Genomic DNA, 19004 nt, shown 5'->3' with positions numbered 1-19004 from the left:
GTCGAAAATCCGTCAACCCACGGCATGAAGGTCGTCCGCCATCGCCGACGACAGGTGCTTCTGGAGTTCAGCAATCAGCATCGTATAGGGCTGACGCCGCTCGCGATGCCTGCGCTGAAGGTTCCCAATGATCTGCTTCTTCAGCACAGGATCAGTTCGGCTTCGTTCCACGCGCTGCACCTCGTGCAGATGCTCGAAATCAAGGTTCGCCAGAGTCCGCGACGTGCTCTGCAACAGTCCATGCAAGTCGAAGCTTTGGTTTGTCCCGACGATCAGGCGGTCCAGCAAAGATGAGATATGCTGTTGGTTCTGCATGAGAGCCCCCGATTGGCCTGTGCCGAGCCGCACCCGCGGTCCGGGAACTAAGCTCGGCACAGGCACAACTTCAAGAAACGTTCATCCCTAAACTATCCCGCCCCAGCATACATCAGTTATGAAACCGCTCTGACCACCTCGGTATGAGACTACTGATCGGTATCGCACCACACTGCTTGGATGTTTTTGCTGAAGGCGCAGCACGAAATACTGGAGAAGAGAGCATCTGTCTGTTGGAAACCCGACAAAGATGCTCACTATTTTGTATAGTTCAGCTTGTCGCAGATGTACTGCCTCAGTTCTACTCTCGCACTGGTCCAGCCAGGGGTGTGCCGGGAGCAAGGCGGCAGCGCTCCCGAAACACCTGTTGAGCGGCAGCAAGGTCAGGAACCCAGGCCTTGAACCGCGCCGTCATCGCACCGCGTCCCTCCACATTCAAGGATTGGAGCCCCATTGTGTGGAGTGGCCCAACGAGCCTGTCGCCCTCACCGAAGAACAGAGTGCCGTCCTCCCACTCCAGCAGCACAAAGCCTTTTTCAGTCTGCACAATGAAGCTTTGGCAGAACGGCTTGAAATCGAGAACGACCGTGCCGGTAAAGCGGGGATTGCCGGGACCGGTGGTGATGAGACCCACGACGCCAACCACAAAGGCAACGCACCAAAGGCCAACAGCCAGGAGAGGCTTTGTCATCGCAGGCCCCCTCACAAAATTGGAGAGACCGCCCAGATCGACGCAGCACGAACTTTGCGAATATTATAGCCGCTTCAGTGGGCTATGTTAATGATCCGGTTTACCCTGCCGTGAGCACAAAGCCCCCGAAATATTCCATCTGCTCTGGTTGAGGCCGGAAGAGATCACGAGCATGATCGGCAGGAGCAGTGCTCTCGGAGGCCGTGATGCCAAGTCTTCTTGTCCATATCACCTGTGGCCCTGAGAATCCGACCAAAGCGACGCTCGCGTTCTTTGTCGCAGCGGCGGCAGTTGAAGCTGGACATGAGGTTCATGTCTTTCTCGCGGGCGATGCCGTCCAACTCCTGCGCGAACCGGTGCGGAACGCCCTGGTCGGGCTCGGCACAGGGGCGCTGAACGAACACTATTTGAAGATCATTGCGGGAGGCGGTCGTCTCTACCTCTCGGGCGGTTCGTGCGCCGCACGAGGTGTGACCGACCATGATCTACAAGGTCTGCCTCACGAGAAGGGAGCACCACCCACATTGGTGCAGCTGGTCATGGAGTGCGACCGCAGCATTGTCTACTGATGAGACCATCAATGGGGGCTGGAATGGGAGACCTTCGTGACAGCAACTACGACCGTTGATCGGGTTGAGATCCATGTCCTGGTGGACAATGTAACGGACAGCCTGTCCACTGTTCCAGGCTTCGTCGAGAACGAGTGGACTTACCTGTGGCGGAACGGGATGAAACGGCTGTCGGGCCGCTGCATCTGCTGTGCTGCCCATGGCTTGTCATGCCTGATCACCGCCTACCGTGGCGAGAGCAGGCACACCATCCTCTTCGACACGGGGCCAGAGGAGGAGGTCTTCGAGCCTAATGTCTCTCGACTGGGGGTTGATCTCGGCACTGTCGAAGAAATCATCCTCTCCCACGGCCACTGGGATCACGCGGGCGGGATGCTCCGAGCGCTTGATCTCATCCGCGAGCGCAATGGTGGGCAGCCGGTCCCATTCTATGCCCATCCCGGCATGTACGCGACCCGTGCTATGAAGCAACCGGATGGCAGCATGCGGCTGATGGAGGACATTCCCAATGTTGAGGCCCTGACGGCTCGCGGCGCACAGGTCATCAACACGACTGAGCCGCAAAGCCTCTCAGAGGGGATGTTCTATGTCAGCGGCGAAATCCCGCGCCGAACGGCCTTCGAGCATGGTTTTCCGGGACAGTATCGACAGACCAATGAGGGCGGCTGGGAGCCTGATCCCTTGCTCATGGATGAGCGCTGGGTTGCCGCTAACGTGAAGGATAAGGGCCTCATCGTGTTCACGGCCTGCTCCCATGCTGGGGTGGTCAATGTCCTCAAGCATGCTCAGGACTGCTTTCCCGGTGTGCCGCTCCATGCCGTTGTGGGCGGGTTTCACCTCTCGGGCGGCAACGAGAAAATCATCCCTGAGACGGTGGAAGGCATGAGGGAGTTTGGCCTGAAGACCATAGCGGCAGCCCATTGCACTGGATGGCGGGCCGTCATGGCGCTGACGCAGGCTTTCGGCGAGCCGGTAGTTGCGCCTTCGGCTGTCGGTAAACGGTATACGTTCTGACAGAGCTTATTCGACCATCTTCCCGTCACCGCCCAGGTCAGCATGATGCTCCAGATGAAGCTTGACAGTTTGGCTTACCCACTTGCCGATGCGGGCTGGACACCTCACTGCGGCGAGCAGCATAATTCGATCTGGAACTATACCGAGGCTCCCATGGGTCCGCAGGAGCACAAGGTTGAGCGGCGGCTGGCAGCCATCTTTGCGGCTGACGTGGCAGGCTACTCACGCCTCATGGAACAGGATGAGCTGGGCACACTCCGGAACCTGATATCCCATCGGGAGGTCTTGGATCGGCTGATTGCCGAGTACGGCGGGCGCATTGCCAATACGGCTGGCGACAGTGTTCTGGCCGAATTCCCCAGCGCTGTTGAGGCCGTCCAATGCGCCGTCCGAGTCCAGAATGCTCTCATCCAAGAAAACCAAGACACGCCTGCGGAGCGCAGCCTCCAGTTCCGGATCGGGGTCCATGTCGGCGACGTGATGGTACGGGGTGGCGACCTGCTCGGAGACGGCGTGAACATCGCCGCTCGGCTGGAAAGCATTGCTGAGCCGGGTGGCGTCTGCCTCTCCGAGGCTGCCTACGGGTATGCGCGGAAGGCGCTGCCTCTCGCATTTGCGGATCTTGGACTTCAGAAGGTAAAAAATTTCGAGGAGCCAGTTCGAGCCTACAGTGTCGGCTTAATCAGCACTGCCTCGGCCAGCTTCACGCCAGGGAACTCACCTGACATGCCACCTATTCTGGACATACCGTCCATCGCGGTGCTGCCATTCACAAACCTGAGTGAAGATCCGGATCAAGCATTTCTGGCTGATGGCATCGTGGACGAAGTGACCTCTGCCCTGTCGCGTTTTCGCTCTCTTTTTGTCATAGCGCGAAGTTCCGCCCTCGCCTACAAGGAACGCGTAGCGGATGTGAAGCTGGTCAGCCGAGAGCTAGGAGTCCGCTATGTGCTGGAAGGCACGCTGAGGCGGGCGGGTGATCGGGTCAGGATTACAGCGCAACTTATCGATGGCCAGAGTGGCGGCTATATATGGTCGGATCGCTACGGCGGTGAAATCACGGACCTGTTCGACTTACAAGATCGAATCACTGAGAGCATCATCGGGGCATTGCAGCCCACCATCCGCTCGTCCGAGATCGAGCGTGCTCGGCGCAAGAGACCGGGCAATCTTCATGCCTATGACTACGTTATGCGGGCTCTACCGTCGATCTGGGCGGTGGAAGGCGCGATGAATGAAGAGGCCCTTAAACTACTCGAACAGGCCATAACTCTTGATCCAGGTTATGCCCTACCCAAAGCACTTGCTGCTTGGTGTCATGGCCAGCGGGTGCCATACCTCTGGACCAAGGATCCGGAGGAGGAGCGTTCGGCGGCTCTCAGGCTGGCGAAGGAAGCCGCCCGTCTCGACAGCAACGATCCGCTCGTATTGACGGTTCTCGCGTCGGCTTATGCCGTGGGAAGAGAGTTCGCTGAGGCCATCCCGATTATTGACAAGGCCATGCAACTTGATCCGAACTCAGCCTGGGCATGGCATCACAGTGGCTGGATCAGGAACTTTCTGAGCCAGCCGGAACTTGCCATCGAACACTTCCAGCGCTCGATCCGCATCAGCCCACTCGACCCGTACAACTTCGATGCTGCCATTGGAATTGGCATCGCTCACTTTCATGCCGAACGGTTCGCAGAGTCTGCATCGTGGGTGCGCCGGGGGATTGCGGAGAAGCCCAGTGCGACGTGGGCGTGGCGGATTGTTACAGCGGCATACGCCAATCTGGGAAGATTGGATCAGGCGAGAGAGGCGCTCACCCACCTTGTCCAGGCCCATCCTGGGATCACGATTGCAGCGATCAAGCAAGCATCGATGCCCCCGAGCCGATCCTTTCAGCGTGCCTTGTTTGACGGCCTACGCACGGCTGGTCTTCCAGAGTGACACCGACTAATTTCGTTTGTGCCGCCAATGGCACCGTCAAGTTGTCGGAGAAGGATACGCGGACCCTGGTTTGAGGCTGGACCAGGCGACAGTAACGACGCCGGTTATCTCAGTCCAGGCCTGGAACGCCCGAGCGCGGGCACGGCGATGATCGGCGGCCTTGGAGTGGGTAGAGCGGCGGAAGAGGTTTGCAACCTGATCGTGGACTGAAAGGAAGCGTTGAGCCTGACCGGCTGACTTGAAGCGCGTCATGATGCGCTCGCGCCTTCGGGTCGGTTGGTGGCTGTTTTCCGCTCGATTGTTTAAGCCTTTATGCTGCCGATGCTCGACACACGGCATTATACCCGCTCATGGAATTCCTGACGCAGTGAGATACGGGTAGGCCGTCAATGTTGTGAGACGGCCTGTCTCGTCGAGGAGCCGGTTCCAGGCGCGGCAGACCGCGTCCAACACGGCTTCATAATCGTCGAGCATCCGATGCGAGAGATAGCGCTCACGCAGGTAGAGCCAGACCCGCTCCACCGGGTTCAGCTGGGGTGACGCCGGCGGCAAAGGCAACAGCGTGATCGTCTCTGGCACGTGCAAGGCCCGCGCGTCGTGCCAGCCAGCCTGATCCAGCACGAGCACTGCATGTACGCCGGGTTCGAGCTGCCGGGCAAACTGCTCCAGAAAGATCATCATCGCGTCGGTGTTCACCCGCGGCAGAGCCAACGCGAAGGTCTCGTCCGTGCCGGGCCGGCAGGCGGCAAACAGATACAAGCTCTCGAAGCGCTGATCGACCACACCGGGCGGACGTACCCCACGCTCGTACCAAACGCGGGTGGTCCGGCCTTTCTGGCCAAAGCGCGCTTCATCCTGGCACCAGAGTTGAAGACGCGCCTCAGGGTGCTCGGTCGCGAGGGCCTGCAGCTTTGACGGGAGTTCCTTTTTTGAACGCCGCCTGCGCGGCCGGATTGCCCTTCGGGTGCGAGGGCCGGGTCTTCTGCCGTGACAGGTTCAGCCGCTTGAGCAGGCACGAGAGCCCCCATTCGCTGTAGTGAACGCCATACGTCCGCTCGACATGCTCACACAGGTCGACCAGACGCCAGGCACTGACCCCATCGCGCTCGGGCTCCGGCCCGTGCAGAATGTGGGCCTTGAGCGCGGCCTGCTGCCCAGGGTTGAGTTGTTCCGGGCGACCCGAGCGGGGCCGGTCATGCAGATCGTCAGGTCCCTCGACATTGAAGCGCAGGATGGCATCGTGCAGAGCCTGGCGCTCCATGCCGGCCAGCCGGGCGGCCTCCGTTCGGGTCATGCCCTCAAGCGCATTGGCAATGGCCAGCAACCGCAGGCTGGCCCGGGTGTCCCTCTCACGAGCAGCCCGTTGGCGTAAGTCGGATGGTGAGTAGTCCTGGCGGATCCGGAGGGCAGCCATGCTGATCCCCTCAACAACGCCCCCGCTCCGCAGTGAATCACGTCAGGCGCCCCGACGCAAATCCGAGTCAGCAATTCCCTGGCTGGGTATTAGAGGCTGGTGAGCAATTTTATTGCTCGAGCCAAGTGGTTGATTCAGAATAGGTTTGGTGCTGGGCCGCGGAGGCGGATGCGGGCTGTTTCACGTTTGAGGAGCCCGTGCCATGGATGTCAGTTCCTACGCCAGCGATCTCACTGATGCGGAATGGGCGCTGCTGGAGCCGCTGATAACCCGCAGCCATCCCGCCGGGCGACGGCAGACTTATCCGCTCCGACGCATCACCGACGCCATCTTCTATCTGCTGCGCACCGGCGCCCAGTGGCGGCTGCTACCGCACGAATACCCTCCGCGTTACGCCGTGTTCTATCACTATGCCCAGTGGCGCGAGAACGGGACGTGGGAGCAGGTCACGCGAGTGCTGCGCGAGAGTTATCGCCGCATGATTGGCCGGGCTCCTCAGCCGACAGCGGCGATCATCGACAGTCAGTCGGTCAAAACCACTGAGATGGGTGGACCACGTGGGTACGATGGTGGCAAAAAGATCAAGGGCCGCAAGCGTCACTTGCTCGTTGATACGCAAGGAACGCTGCTGAAGAACAAGGTGCATCCGGCCGACATCCATGACCGCGCGGGCGCCGAGCTCCTGTTGGAGGGTTTAGAGCATCTCTTCCCGGTTATCGAGCTCATGTGGGCGGACACGGCTTATCGAGGGTTGAAGGATTGGCTGTGCAGAGCGCTCGGATGGAAGCTATCCATTCCGCAACACTGGTGGAGCGGTGGCGTCTGGATGCGGGCCGACGCGGAGCCCCCAACACGGCCGAGTGGCTTTCACGTGCTCGCACGCAGATGGATCGTTGAGCGGACCATCGCCTGGTTGACCACCAACCGCCGCCTCGCCAAGGACTACGAACGCCTAGTCGAGACCGGCGAGATGCTGCTTTATCTTGCGATGAGCCGCATTTTGCTGCGCCGCCTCACGCGGAAAGAAAGATAATTGCTCACCAGCCTCTTATAGCTCGCTTGGTCGCGCCGGAGCTTGCGAGTTTATCGGTAATCATCACGCGCGGTGCGATGCCTTGTTTCTTGAGCAGCTTGCGCAACAGCCGCTTGGCCGCCTTGGCATCGCGGCGGCTCTGGACCAGGATATCGAGCACGATCCCATGTTGGTCGACAGCACGCCAGAGCCAATGCTTCCGACCGGCGATGCTGATCACCACCTCATCGAGGTGCCACTTGTCTCCGGCTAGCGGAAGACGGCGGCGGATCTGGTTGGCAAAGTTCTGACCGAACTTCAGCGCCCACTGTCGCACCGTCTCATGACTGACCAGGATGCCGCGGCGGCCAGCATTTCCTCCACCATCCGCAGGCTGAGCGGGAACCGAAAGTAGAGCCAGACGGCATGGCTGATGACCGCGGCCGGAAAGCGGTGGCGAGCATAAGGAGAATGACGCGTGTTCTTCATCCCTCCTCTATGCCTCTTTCCGGTCACCTACCGGTTAACCTGACGCTACCGTATGAAGAAGGCGAACGATCCTAACGATATCATCCCTGCTCACGCACCGGGGTTGATAACCTGGTGAGATTTCCCGCGATATCGGGATGAACCTCTCCTGCTTCATCTGTAATCATGGTCGGGCTGAAATTCTGTCGGAGATGCTCGGGGAGGGCGAAGAGTGGCTGATAAAGTGGTCCGAGAGGCTGACTAGAGGTAATATAGGTGAGTGTCTCGTCATGAGTGAGAGACGGGCTACGACGATTGTTGATCAGGCTAGGCATGCACAAGCGGGCGCTATTTGCGATCAAACATGTCATCTGACGCACAGAAAGAGATCGCCGGTATCGACGCCAAAAGCCAAAACTGTGACGTGCGATCTGCCTGCTGTGGCCATTCAGTTTCGCAAGGCTTCGAACAAATGGGACTACCCGTTCAAGCTCGTCAATCGGTCGTGTGAGTAGGGTATATCCGTCCATATCCCTGAGTTTCGCCATTGGAAGGAACTGCTTTGACCGAAGACGGTCGTGGAACAAGGGGGTTCCGAGGAGCGGGATCGTGAGGCTGAGGAATGCCGGAAGAGGGATCCTGTCGCAATTCAGGACAAAGTCGAGCTCTGCCTCCATGTCTTCGAGCAGCTGCACCGTTGGGTCAAAAAGCAGACCATACTGGAAAACGATTCCGGCTTCTAAACATGCCCTGATGACTTCGAGCTGTGGCAAAACAAGATTTTGCCGTTTGTTATAGGCTTTAATTTGGTCCGCGTTGAAACTTTCAACGCCGCAGAATAGGCCAAGGCAGCCTGCCTCACGCGCACGGGTGAGGTTCATAGGATCTGAAAAAAAGTCACTTGTGACCAGCGCAAGCCATCCAGGTAAGATTCTACGCTTTACAAGATCTTCTAGCAGATCCAGCTTTTGGTAGAACAAGGAGCGATTGTTGCCATAAAAATTGTTGTCTACGAAAAGAACCGGCTTAGGGCGCCGATATGATCGGAGCTGCTCCTCCACAAAGTCTAAATCATAAGCTGCATAAGGCCTATTCTCCGCTGTCAGAGCACAAAAGGAGCAACGAAAATTACAGTACCGGCTCGATTCCGCATAGTTAACCGGGCCATTCCACGTTAGAAGATCAAAGCGTGGGCGGAAATGGTCTGCCACGACATGAGGCCCGAAAACCTCCTGTGCTACAGTGGCCAATTCCTCAACATCTCCATTGCAAGCGTAGTCGAAGGTACTGGCACTCGTTCGCGGCAAATTGCGAACGGCGGGCCCTCCAGCGACAACAACGCATTTAGGCGACTTGACGCGTGTGTAGGCTGCGAGCTGCCGCATTCTGTCGAACGCTGATGTGACCCCCGTAAGAACCAACATGTCTGGCCAAGAAAACATCTTCTCGTCAGCGAGTGGGCCACTATAGAACTCACTATAAAGCATCAGCTCAACTTCACTGCTGGCGAAGGCTCCTGCCAGAAATGCGTGCCCGACGCCTTGCGGTACAAAATTGGGGCGCCCGTTTGGGTTACGCGAATCGTCAAAATGAGCAATGACGATCAAGACTCGAGGCTTACGCGCAGGTCTATGCACCAGAGCTATCCTTACGAATGAGACTAAATCCTGCGGCAGACCGCTCTGCAATTTCCCACTGAGAGCGGTCATAGATCTCTGACAAGGCATCCAGTTGCATCGACGCCATGAGGCAAATGTCATCAAGGGGAGCGTTCTGGGCTTGGAGCCGTTTCCGTGCAGCTATCGCCATCCCGAAGAGCTGTAGGCGCATCGAATCCGAAAGCGCCCTGCGCCAAAGCCGAACGGCCTTGCGCTCTCTCCCGAACTTTGCCTCCAAGTCGCCGGAAGCCATAAACGACACCGGTCGTCCAATGGGATAAATTCTTGCGAAGCGCCGGAGCTTTGTCGCGCTAGCACTGGCGAGCTTTAGACACAACTCATTCGCCGCCTGGCTGGCGTTCTCGCTAGACTCAATCATCGCTGCTCTAAAGGCGCCGCTGAGAGCTGGCAGTGTTCTCGATTTCATGGTTGGATTCACCATGTCGATCCAGCGAAGCGCCTCGGTGAGCTGGTTCTCCCAGACATCCAAGTCTCCTTGGAGGTGCGCCACATCCGCCAGATACGCTGCAGCCTCAAGGCGATGGATAGGCTCAAGCTCCATCGCACGGGCTCCTAACAAATCTGAGAGCTGATGAAGGCATACAAGCGCCTCTTTATGGACACCGAGAACGTGGTAGCCGCGTAAACCGCCTGCTAGACCGCAGCCGAGTACTTGGATGTCATCCCGTTCTAATCCAGCACGACAGATCGCACCGACGAGCTTGATCCACTCATGCTCACTCCGGAAGATTGGATTAAATAACCATGGATTGCTGATCGTTTCCAATCCTACTGCGAGTTCACACCATCGTCTTGTATCACCGACCGAAGATGCTTGCTCAAGACCTCTCTCGAAATGGATCCTGGCTTGCTCCCAATCTCCAACGCTGGTCTTGTACAACCCTGTGAGGAGGTCCACTCTTGGCCTCACCGCAGGATTGTTCAATTCTTCTGACAGTCGGTTCGAAAGCTGAAGGTAGTATTCTGCTTGTTTCCTGAGTGGTATAACTCCACAAATTGCGCCGAGGCTTGCATAATTCACAACAAGTACAGGAGTTATGCTGCCCACCCGCTCGGCTAGAGCGGTAGCGCGTAGGGTTGCATAAATCAGCCGGGTCTTATCGCCTTGGAAATAGTAAATCCGGGTTAGGTCTTCATAGACCCGCGCCGCCTTGAGAAGCACACTATCGATGCTCGATCCTAAGGAACTACTCGTATCATTGGCAGCTAATTCCGAGTTTCGTCGACGTACATGTCGGAAAAGATGTCGGATGGCTTGTCGCAAGATACTTGCGGTGAGACCGACGGAGCTTTTCGGGAGAGGTAGCTTCATGATTCGGAGGCCATCTTCGTAGGCGCGCCGAGCAGCCTCGAGATGACCGAGGTTTAGTTCTGCCTCACCCTTAGTGAAATAAGCGGCCGCAAGTCGCTCAGCTGGTAAGACATATTGGGGTTCGCTTCCAGCCATTGCGAGGAAGCGATCAACCAGCACAAGTGCCGCGGAGCTGTTGTATTGCCGTAGCCTTATCTCTGCAACGACATCGAGGTAAACGAATTCCTTCGGTGGAACTTTGGCCTGTTGCCACTGCCGGAGAATAAGCGCTAGCGTTTCGGGTTCAGCGCGACGGTGACTGCTCTCAAGCATACGGGCAACTTCGGCATGGGCTTCTTCCCGTTGCTCTGACGGCATGCTTGCATACACCACCTCCCGAATGACGGCGTGGCTGAACATGAAGCGGTCTGCCTCAACGAAGTCTCGCCTTAACAAATTCACTGCAACGAGGTTAGAGATACAATTTGAGACATCGATATCTGCCTTCCTCAGAGGCTCAATGGCCCCGAGGTCCTCAACTGTGAAAGTTCCTGTCACGGCGCTTGAGATCTTGAGAACGAGTTGCTCATTGGAAGGCAAGAGATCCATGCGACCCAAGATTGCCGCTCGAGCGGACCGAGGCAATGTGACGGTACTTTGGTGGGGCGACGAAGCTGATGCTTGATTGAGCGCCTGGCAAATTTCACCCACGAATAATGGGTTGCCGCCGGTCCGGTGCCAGATCTCATCCTTAAGATAGGCGCCCGGGTTCGGGTATTTCAGCAGGTGCTGAGCCAGTTCTGTCGTTTCCCGCTCATTCAGTGGCTTAAGCCGAATCTTTTGAATAACAGTACCGCCTTCGAACTCAAAGTCTTTAGGCGTTGCATCGCGGGCAGTGAGAAGGACCGTGACCGGGTTCGATGTTCGGGCAATATCAGCAAGGAGGAGTCTAGATGCAGCATCAAGCCACTGCACATCCTCGATTATGATGAAGCCGGATCCAGTTTGCAGTGCGTCAAGAATCAAATCTCTGACGAGACGTCGTAGATTCTCGGAACGGACGCTACTCGATAGCTCTTCGGTCAACGCCGTGGCGTTGAGCCCGAGGTCCAGTGTGTCTCCTAGAAGAGAAATATATGGAACATGCTCTTGCCGGTTTGCCAACCGCTTGGCGATTTGATCGAATGCGTGGTCTCCACGCAAGCGCTCGACACCAAGGAGCTGTCTTACGACGCGGCGGAATCCGAAGTATGGTGTCTCGCGCTCGACCTCGTCAGCAGTCGCTACAAGGACGGTGAAGCCTTCTACCCGGCAAATTTGAGCAAGCCGGATCATCAGTGCGGATTTTCCGATCCCAGCTTCGCCTTCGATGAGAATTATCTGTGTGCCGGCTTTATGTGGTCGCTGAACAAGGGAAATCAGTTGCAGCAATTCTGCAGTGCGGCCTACAAGGTTCTGTTCCAGGGGAGGCACGCCATCGCTACGTCGCTCAATAGCGATGTAGGTCGCAATTGGAGTCCGGAGCCCTGGGACATTCATTGGCCAGGGACCCTGGAAGTTGACAAACTCGGACGCTGCGCTGGCGGTCATAGCATCCGCAAGCGTACGACCGGCCGCAACAGTTGTGAGCCGAGCGGCGCGATTCACCGCTTCTCCAAGGACTGTGTATTCAGCTCGATGGGGTGTCCCCAAAGGGCCACAAAACGTGTCTCCGGTTGCGATGCCTATAGACAGCTGCAGCCCTACTTGTTCAATGGCCGAATGAAGCTCTATGGCCGAGAGGCAGGCACGCCGAGGGTCGTCTGTATGGGTATACCCTGGCAAACCGAAAGCAATGAGAGCTTGAAGTCCGCCCTCGCAGCTTGCAATCCTCAGGCACTCACCAGAAAACTTTCTTGCCTTTGCATGAAGCGTATCAACGACGAGCTCAAGGCTGCCAATGTCATTAAGTAAGTTTGTGCGGGTAACTCGAGCAAATAGGATTGTAACAGTCCGAATCTCTGTGAGCCATCGCGCCAGAGGCGAGCCAAGTCGAGTGCGCACCACAGACGGAAGATAATTTATGAGATCCGCGCTTCCGAGTTCGGGGGACGCTTTGTGCGGGGCGCGCTTGAGAGGCGGTGGATCTTCGATTTCAATAAGGCGGACCATGTCGTCCGTGCTTCGCCCCTTCGCATACTCACGGACACTCTGCCATGCCTCTGCGGATATCAAGACTTCTCCACTCTCGGCTAGCCCAGCACAATGAGCGACCTCCGAGACACAGGGACCGGTAAGGATGACCTGTCTATCTTTTGAGCGTGTTTCCAGATGCACAACGCTCAATGTGCCTGCAGCGACACCTGAGCGAAGGGTAAGCGTCTCGCCCTCAATATCGATTGCACCAAATTCTCGATTGAGGATGTAAGCACAGTGACAACCACGCCAGACAGCCGATGCCAGTTGAGGTGGATCCCCCTCTGCCTTCCAGCCAGCAAGGAGTGAGTCCCCCTCAAAGCTTAGAACAGAGCCGCCCCGCTTTTCTATTGCTTCAACCAGCTCGCCCACGACCTGATTCAGAGCATGCCCGATCCTCTCTGCGCCGGCGTTTGTTCCGTCGCGTGATAACCTTGCGGTAAGGCGGGTAAAACCTGAGATGTCAGTTATTAGAAGCGCGCCAACATGCGACTCTTGCAGGGGAAGCGCACCACGTCCCTCCGCCCAATCGATAAGTACCCCGGGCAGAAACCTAAAGATGTCCTGTGATGCTCGGTCGGTCATAAACCTCGCCGGTCAAGACGGAAAAGCTACCATAAAAACCGCCCATCTCCTGTCACTATGTATGACTCGTTGGGAAGAAAGTGGCGCACGCCCCAGGCCCAGCCGTAAGCTTAGCATTAGAATCGGCAGATAGAATGGGGAGCATGATGTTCTCAAGTTGCATTTGATCAGGTCAGCTGACAGTTCGCGGGAGCATATCAACTTTCGTTGCCCACAGTGGCTTTGGCACATTCTTCGCGGCATAGAACGCGTCGAGTCGCGATCGTGTGCTGTTGGGAACCCCAGGGTGCAATGAAAGATGATCTGCGGCGTTGATTCCAAAGAAGCGATCGCTCAACGTACCTTCAGCTCCAATCGAAGGATCGCCACTAAGCTCGGCGAAAATCTGTTCGAATGTGCGGAGATAGCCAAAGGTATCGCCACCTTCGATGATGAGCATCTCCCAATCGCTGCCGTACATCAATCGTTCACTCAAAGGGACTGAACCTGGCCCCTGCATCGTCTTGAACAAGGTGCGAAGGGCAGATTTGAGGTTCGATGGATTGGTGATGGCATGTGTGAAATAGGCCGAGTCCGCATAAAAGTTAGCCCCATGGTTTCCCATTGGTTGCATCAGCTTCATATACTGCTTCGCGCGGTCGAGATTACTCTGGAGGCCTACTTCCGTATTCCCAAAATGCCCGAACGTAACGCTTAGCCCCGCCGGTACGGATTGCCAGTAGGACGCTTTAGTGAGTTTCTCGAAGTCGGATGAGGGGCTGTTTGACTTCGAAGTATGAGCCATGATCGGCACATTGTTGGCAATACACCAGCTATATAATTGAAGCAGAGCCCTATCGAGGAGAACACCAATATCTGGACGCTGCAGAGCTGGCGCAATCCACGGTTCTCGCCAGCGGCTCCACGATAGCGATGAGTTGCCCATAGGAGCAAACCCCATTGGCGGGTACATCTTAACGCCGATAAATCCCTGCGAGCTGATCGCTCTTTGAACGAGCGCGAGGGGAGACTCTTGAATCAGCTGAAGGTCGTACGCAACCTGCCTCATCGGGTCGAACGGAGCGAAGCAATGGACTCGACCTCCTGTAAGAATTGAAATTTGCTCCATGACATTGATCTGATCTTGTATGGAGGTTTTCGTCGGCTGGCCGTGAGCGAGTGACCAGTCAAAGTCCAATTGATGACAAATTATAAGGTCTATTTTTCGCGATGAACCTGAAGAGTACCGAGAGAGATACTCCAAGACATTGACATATCGATACTGAAATTGCTGTAATACAAACGCTAAAGCGGCATCAATTTCCTGCCGCGCTGAGCCTCTCAGTTTCTGCTGCCGCAGGCGATCCCGCAACTTGTTGTGCTCTGTCGGAAGGGATCGTATGGCGTCAGCAATGGAGTCTGCACTTTCCGCACGCGGTTGGCCCACATAGCGGCGCTCAACGATATCCAAAGCACGCGTGAGCTCCTGAAGCCCCTGAAAGTACTTCTGAGCTCTATAAGCGGCGATAGTCTGCTCGATCCTTCCGGCGTTGCATTCCGCTCTCATCTGCTTGCTGATCTCTTGAAGGAGTGCAAGCTCGTCTGTCCCACTTGGTGCAATATGCCATCCCACCTCCTGGAGAATTTCGCCAAGATACTTGAGAGCAGGGGTCACTCTAGCTCGCACAAGAGAGATGTATCGCTCAACCTGGATGTCGGATCCATTGAACACATGCACGTGTGTGTCGATGGTGAGTGGAGTAGTTGAACTGGTGTAACGTGGATCATCCGGACAAACGCCGGTCGCAGGGGAAACGAGAGTTGCGCACCCCCCGAGATTTACCCCGATCGTAGACAGCGCTCCACTGATGGCCTGGCGGCGAGTCAGCATCGGGGGCACCCCTCTTACGCTAGTGACGGATCAATAATGGTTGAGGATCAATCGTAAGTCTATGTCTGGCCTATAACTCTAAAGAATAGTATTTATGCTAAGAGAGTGGGGCAGGATTGGAACAGCTCAGAGAATCGGAGCTGGTATTACGCAACCATGACCTCGTATGGCAGATGCTGGAGGCTTAATGAACTGTGGATGTCTCACTATTGCCTATAAATGTCGAGTGAAAGTCTGCACTTCCAAGCTAGATAAACGAACCTCTATGAAGTTGGTGTCAGTGGCTTTCGAAGTCAGCAGATCTAGCCGTAAATTATCCATTCGACTTAGACTGCTGACGCGAGAACTTACTCACACATTTGCTGAGTTCTGGAGACGATTGCACCGGTTTTGTCGGTGGCCCACAGACGGACGGCGTGCAACGCATCGGTGGGTCCCAAACCCAAGTGTTGAGTTAGTTGAGGCACCTTTGGCCCCATGAACTAATTGGCCAATGCACGCTGGAACGTTGCCTATCCAGGGTTGTTTGTCCCTGCCTTCACGGTTCCTCCTGTTCGTGATGGTTTCTCCCTCTGGTGAAGGCTTGAGCCCTGAGTGTGTCTTGGGGCTTTCTTTTGCTGGGCTTCATTTTGGTTGGAGCCCCCTCACACGAAGCTCAAGGCGGATTGCACGTAATCGCCCCCGAAGCTCAAGTTCACGGCGGTGGAACTCCTCCTCAAGTTTTGTCAGTTCGCGTATTAGGGAACCGTACTCTGACACCAACTCCGCATCATCCTGACCCGCTAGTGTGGACGGAGATTTGAGCCCGGTTTGGACGATTGAACGAACCTGCCTGACCGTCGGTGGGCCAAACCCGGCAAGCGTCATCAGGAGACCGTCTGAGAGAGCAGCCACTTCCAAGAGGGAGGGGCGGCGGCCACCAAACTCAGCCAGGATACTTTGCTGTGCCTGAAACCTTAACAACTCTATTGGAAACAGATCGTCGTGCGGCACCCCACCCTCATGCACAAGGTCAGTAGGCGGCTAAAGTAACCTTTGCCGGGATGGATTGCAGGACCAATATCCCAATGATCCTGTGTCTACCCGAAAGAAGGCAATGCCGGACGGCAGATGAAGTTAGCCCTCGATTAGACGAGGCGTTGCCCAACCAAGGCAATCCTGGCTCGTTACCATTTCCCAGGTCGCCCGTCTGCGAAGGAGTTCACGATGGATGACTTCGGCAGGTATCTAACATGGCTCCTGCTTGCACTGGGCTTTGCCATAACCGCTACGCTATTGCTGTATGGGCTTGGATATATTCTGTAGGCCATCAAGCACTCAAGTCTCAGCCTCCTAGGACCTCTTCGACAATCCCTGGTTTCCAGTCTGACAGTGACTGCAGCACCCTAGCTGGTCCTTGGCGTATCCTACATCTCGGTTCCCAGTTTCCGATGGTGGCCACGGGGACACCAACGCGGGTTGCATTTTGCCAGACTTTTTAGGAGTCCCACACCGCCAAAAGTGACCCCAGAGGTGCGGGTGCCCGTTCCACTATGTAAGCGAATGCCATTCAGCAGGAGAAGAGAGCCCCCAACTGGGTCTGAAGCCTAAGCCTCGCAACCTCATTGTGACGCCACATATCCCGGATTGCTTCGGCTGTAGCGGTCTGACTTTCCCGCTCAAGCTTCTCCGCCGCAGCCACAAGAAGCTGGGCCTCCGTTTCCCGTAAGTCCAACTCGCGCTTCAATTCCCGATAGTACGAAGCTTTGGCAGTTTCAGACATTGCAACCCCCATCCTATCGGTAACAGCATGAGGGGTGAATGTTTCCACCTGTGCCTTAGCAAGATTTAGAGGAGCAGAGAGGGACCAAAGACAGGGATGCAGAGTTGTCTCTCTGCCCAGGCGTTCCTTCGTGTACACCGCCTCGGCAGATCGATGTTGCCTTCATGGTCCCTTGAGAGAGCCCCAGGTTTCCCTGCTTGGGGTTCTTTCCTTTTGCCTGGACCTCTTAGGAGTCTCAGCCGCCAAAAACTGACCCCAGGGGTGTGGGGTGAGAGCATCTTTCAAAAACACCGTTAAAGGTCTTGTTCTTGTTGTCGGACCTGAGGGGCAGTGATGTTGCTAGGAATTTAAAGCTAAATATTGCCCAGGTTCAACCCATCCCAGTTTTTGACATAAATCGACGAAAACATGGACAGTTGAACATAACTGAGGAGGCCACCCATGCTCCCGAACGCGTCTTATTTTCATCTTGGTGACAATGGACTGTATTACGGCAACTACGGTGGGCTGGATTACTCAGCGGGGAAAGAAGACGGAAAAGCGGCCGTGCCAGCTTATCCAACACCCGTCGATGCTTACGATAAACTCTTTTACCAGCATGACCTTGCCCTCCAGAACGCTTCCACCCCAGGTGAGCGTCTCGACGCACATATTCAGGTTGTGGAGGGCGTGTGGCATTTGCTGTTCTAAGAGTGTGGCGCAGGCGTCCCACTCCGCCAAAGTGACCCCAAAGGGCGTGATAGGGATAGGGACTGTCACAGTCAGCAGCCAGCACAGATGCTTCGACCGAGCTTATCTAATCTGCGCTGACGAGGCTTTTCAATGTCTTCGGCCTTCTGACGCGCTGCCGATGCTGGGCTTCCAGTCAATGGCCACTGCCCGTGTGATCCTCGGTGGGATCGAGATGATCCACATGATGCGCAAGCAGCAGGCGAAGTATGCCTGCAATCCGCAGCCGTCATTGGCCGAGCAGTTCAATCTGCTCGCCGCCTAATCCTAAGATGAGATCGCGGCCATCTTCGCGCCCCTGCTGCAAACTTGCGACGCAACCCGCCGGCGTCGCCCTTTCGGCTGTAGGGCTGAGGTTTCGCAGGGATGTGTGTGGGCCCCCCTGAGGCTCGAGCGCCGCGCTGTCACGGCTCCCGCCTGTACGTGGGCTTGTTGGCCTTCGGCGCTGGCATCACAAGCTGATACGCCTGCCCTCTGGCCGTACAACAAACGGGGCCGATTGGACCTCCGAGGGGGCAACGGCCAGACCACTGACTTGCATCTGCCCGGTCGCGATGGCCTGCAACACGGTCTCGACACGGCCGAGATAGACCTCGCCTGGGAAGGGCTTGAACGTAACCTCCACGGGCTAGCCGACTTCGACGTAGCGTGAGTAAATCTGCTGGATCTCCACGCCGAGGATCGTCTCCGCCGTGTCGATGAACGCCATCACGGGGATTGCGCGGTCACCCGTGCTCCCTTGCGCAGCGCCAGTTTGGTCACGTAGCCATCGGCCGGCGCCCGCACTGTGGTCTTGTCGAGGTTCCACCTGGCGCCTTCGAGCTCGGCTCTCAACTGCTCGACCTCGGACTCGCGCTGCTGGACGTCAAAGGCGCGACCACTGTCCCGGCTCTGGAGTTCCGAGAATTGGCTGCGGCGCAGTTCGGCGAACTTGAGCTGGGCCTCGATGGTCTGGACCTGGGCCTGGTAGGTGGTCGGATCGATACGGAACAGGACGTCGCCCGCCTTCACCGGCGTGTTGGCCGCAACGGGAACGTCGACCACCTCGCCCGCCACTTCGGGCACGATCTGCACCGAGTTGCGGATCGCCGCCGCCGGCCGGACGGCGCGCCCCACCCCATCGGGATGAACAGCCCGACGAGCAGGAGCAGCAGCATGAGGACCGGCGACAGCTTAAAGAACAGGTTGAAGGGAATGAACCGCAGCCAGATGAACAGGGCCAGCAGCGCGATGTAGGAATTGAGCAGGACGACGATCACTCGGACGCCTCCCGCCGAGCTGGCACATCGACATAGGCCCAGATCAGCACCAGCGGCCGGAACACGAAGCCGAACACCAGCGTCGCCCAACTTCCGACCGTCACTGCCTCGGGCCAGGGATGGCCGCGCTTGCGGGCGATGTGTCCCGGCATTATCCCGAGCGCCACGAACACCGCGACACCCGTGGCAACGAGGACAATGAGGACGATCCAGGCAAAGATATCGAGACCCGACATGGA

Annotated in this window: 13 protein-coding genes and 4 pseudogenes; 6 read left to right on the top strand and 11 right to left on the bottom strand. The window is 56.8% G+C overall.

The genetic code is table 11. From position 1 onward, the window contains the following. Positions 1 to 12: 12 nt before the first annotated feature. Together U0023_RS30945 and U0023_RS30940 are read right to left on the bottom strand one after the other, a co-directional pair. On the bottom strand, positions 13 to 288 hold the full coding sequence (locus U0023_RS30945) for a hypothetical protein (RefSeq protein ID WP_322883903.1): 276 nt from the start codon (positions 286 to 288) through the stop codon (positions 13 to 15). A gap of 328 nt (positions 289 to 616) precedes the next feature. Next, the gene (locus tag U0023_RS30940) at positions 617 to 1006 is read right to left on the bottom strand and encodes a hypothetical protein (RefSeq protein WP_009488977.1); all 390 of its coding nucleotides are present in this window, start codon (positions 1004 to 1006) and stop codon (positions 617 to 619) included. Positions 1007 to 1212: 206 nt separating this feature from the next. Here U0023_RS30940 and U0023_RS30935 point away from each other — a divergent pair, with 206 nt between their 5' ends. Genes U0023_RS30935 through U0023_RS30925 form a run of 3 tightly spaced genes read left to right on the top strand, consistent with a single transcriptional unit; the run spans position 1213 to position 4521 of the window. Next, the gene (locus U0023_RS30935) at positions 1213 to 1575 is read left to right on the top strand and encodes a DsrE family protein (protein ID WP_009488976.1); all 363 of its coding nucleotides are present in this window, start codon (positions 1213 to 1215) and stop codon (positions 1573 to 1575) included. Positions 1576 to 1611: 36 nt separating this feature from the next. Next, a complete protein-coding gene (locus U0023_RS30930) occupies positions 1612 to 2589 on the top strand; it encodes an MBL fold metallo-hydrolase (protein WP_009488975.1) in 978 nt (325 codons plus the stop codon). A gap of 54 nt (positions 2590 to 2643) precedes the next feature. After that, positions 2644 to 4521 carry an adenylate/guanylate cyclase domain-containing protein gene (locus tag U0023_RS30925; protein WP_245272835.1) on the top strand — a complete coding sequence of 626 codons (1878 nt, stop codon included), beginning with the start codon at positions 2644 to 2646 and terminating at the stop codon, positions 4519 to 4521. A gap of 36 nt (positions 4522 to 4557) precedes the next feature. Here the strand turns inward: U0023_RS30925 and U0023_RS30920 are convergent. From U0023_RS30920 to U0023_RS30910, 3 genes and pseudogenes are all read right to left on the bottom strand, one after another. Beyond that, positions 4558 to 4863 (bottom strand): annotated as a pseudogene (locus U0023_RS30920) (DDE-type integrase/transposase/recombinase); the annotation flags it as partial. Between the two features lie 6 nt (positions 4864 to 4869). Further along, a complete protein-coding gene (locus tag U0023_RS30915) occupies positions 4870 to 5430 on the bottom strand; it encodes an IS630 family transposase (protein ID WP_322883917.1) in 561 nt (186 codons plus the stop codon). Continuing rightward, entirely contained in the window at positions 5402 to 5935 is a 534-nt protein-coding gene (locus U0023_RS30910) for a winged helix-turn-helix domain-containing protein (protein ID WP_322883902.1), read from the bottom strand. Before U0023_RS30910 ends, U0023_RS30915 begins: the two co-directional genes overlap by 29 nt. A 202-nt stretch (positions 5936 to 6137) precedes the next feature. Here U0023_RS30910 and U0023_RS30905 point away from each other — a divergent pair, with 202 nt between their 5' ends. Then, positions 6138 to 6968 carry an IS5 family transposase gene (locus U0023_RS30905; protein ID WP_009764920.1) on the top strand — a complete coding sequence of 277 codons (831 nt, stop codon included), beginning with the start codon at positions 6138 to 6140 and terminating at the stop codon, positions 6966 to 6968. A gap of 16 nt (positions 6969 to 6984) precedes the next feature. On the opposite strand, the pseudogene U0023_RS30900 reads toward U0023_RS30905, so the two are convergent. The 4 genes and pseudogenes from U0023_RS30900 to U0023_RS30885 form a co-directional block, all read right to left on the bottom strand. Beyond that, a pseudogene (locus U0023_RS30900) lies at positions 6985 to 7436 on the bottom strand (IS6 family transposase); the annotation flags it as partial. An 80-nt stretch (positions 7437 to 7516) separates the two neighbouring features. Continuing rightward, positions 7517 to 9022, bottom strand: coding sequence for a B12-binding domain-containing radical SAM protein (locus tag U0023_RS30895; protein ID WP_195904134.1), 1506 nt, complete (start codon positions 9020 to 9022; stop codon positions 7517 to 7519). A 22-nt stretch (positions 9023 to 9044) separates the two neighbouring features. Beyond that, positions 9045 to 12932: an ATP-binding protein gene (locus U0023_RS30890; RefSeq protein ID WP_323673925.1), complete on the bottom strand. Its 3888-nt coding sequence runs from the start codon at positions 12930 to 12932 to the stop codon at positions 9045 to 9047. A 385-nt stretch (positions 12933 to 13317) separates the two neighbouring features. Beyond that, on the bottom strand, positions 13318 to 14799 hold the full coding sequence (locus tag U0023_RS30885; protein ID WP_154660880.1) for an amidohydrolase family protein: 1482 nt from the start codon (positions 14797 to 14799) through the stop codon (positions 13318 to 13320). Positions 14800 to 17218: 2419 nt separating this feature from the next. Here U0023_RS30885 and U0023_RS30880 point away from each other — a divergent pair. Beyond that, positions 17219 to 17467: a hypothetical protein gene (locus U0023_RS30880; protein ID WP_009488964.1), complete on the top strand. Its 249-nt coding sequence runs from the start codon at positions 17219 to 17221 to the stop codon at positions 17465 to 17467. Positions 17468 to 17624: 157 nt separating this feature from the next. After that, a pseudogene (locus U0023_RS30875) lies at positions 17625 to 17771 on the top strand (IS6 family transposase); the annotation flags it as partial. 213 nt (positions 17772 to 17984) lie between these two features. Here the strand turns inward: U0023_RS30875 and U0023_RS30870 are convergent. Further along, positions 17985 to 18765, bottom strand: a pseudogene (locus U0023_RS30870) (efflux RND transporter periplasmic adaptor subunit); the annotation flags it as partial. Next, positions 18762 to 19001 carry a DUF3302 domain-containing protein gene (locus U0023_RS30865; protein WP_009488960.1) on the bottom strand — a complete coding sequence of 80 codons (240 nt, stop codon included), beginning with the start codon at positions 18999 to 19001 and terminating at the stop codon, positions 18762 to 18764. The gene U0023_RS30865 and the pseudogene U0023_RS30870, both read right to left, overlap by 4 nt. Between the last annotated feature and the right edge of the window lie 3 nt (positions 19002 to 19004).

Source organism: Microvirga lotononidis, from assembly GCF_034627025.1.
Classification (GTDB): domain Bacteria; phylum Pseudomonadota; class Alphaproteobacteria; order Rhizobiales; family Beijerinckiaceae; genus Microvirga; species Microvirga lotononidis.
Note: the sequence above shows the minus strand (reverse complement) of the source record. Positions and strands in the feature narration are given on the sequence as shown.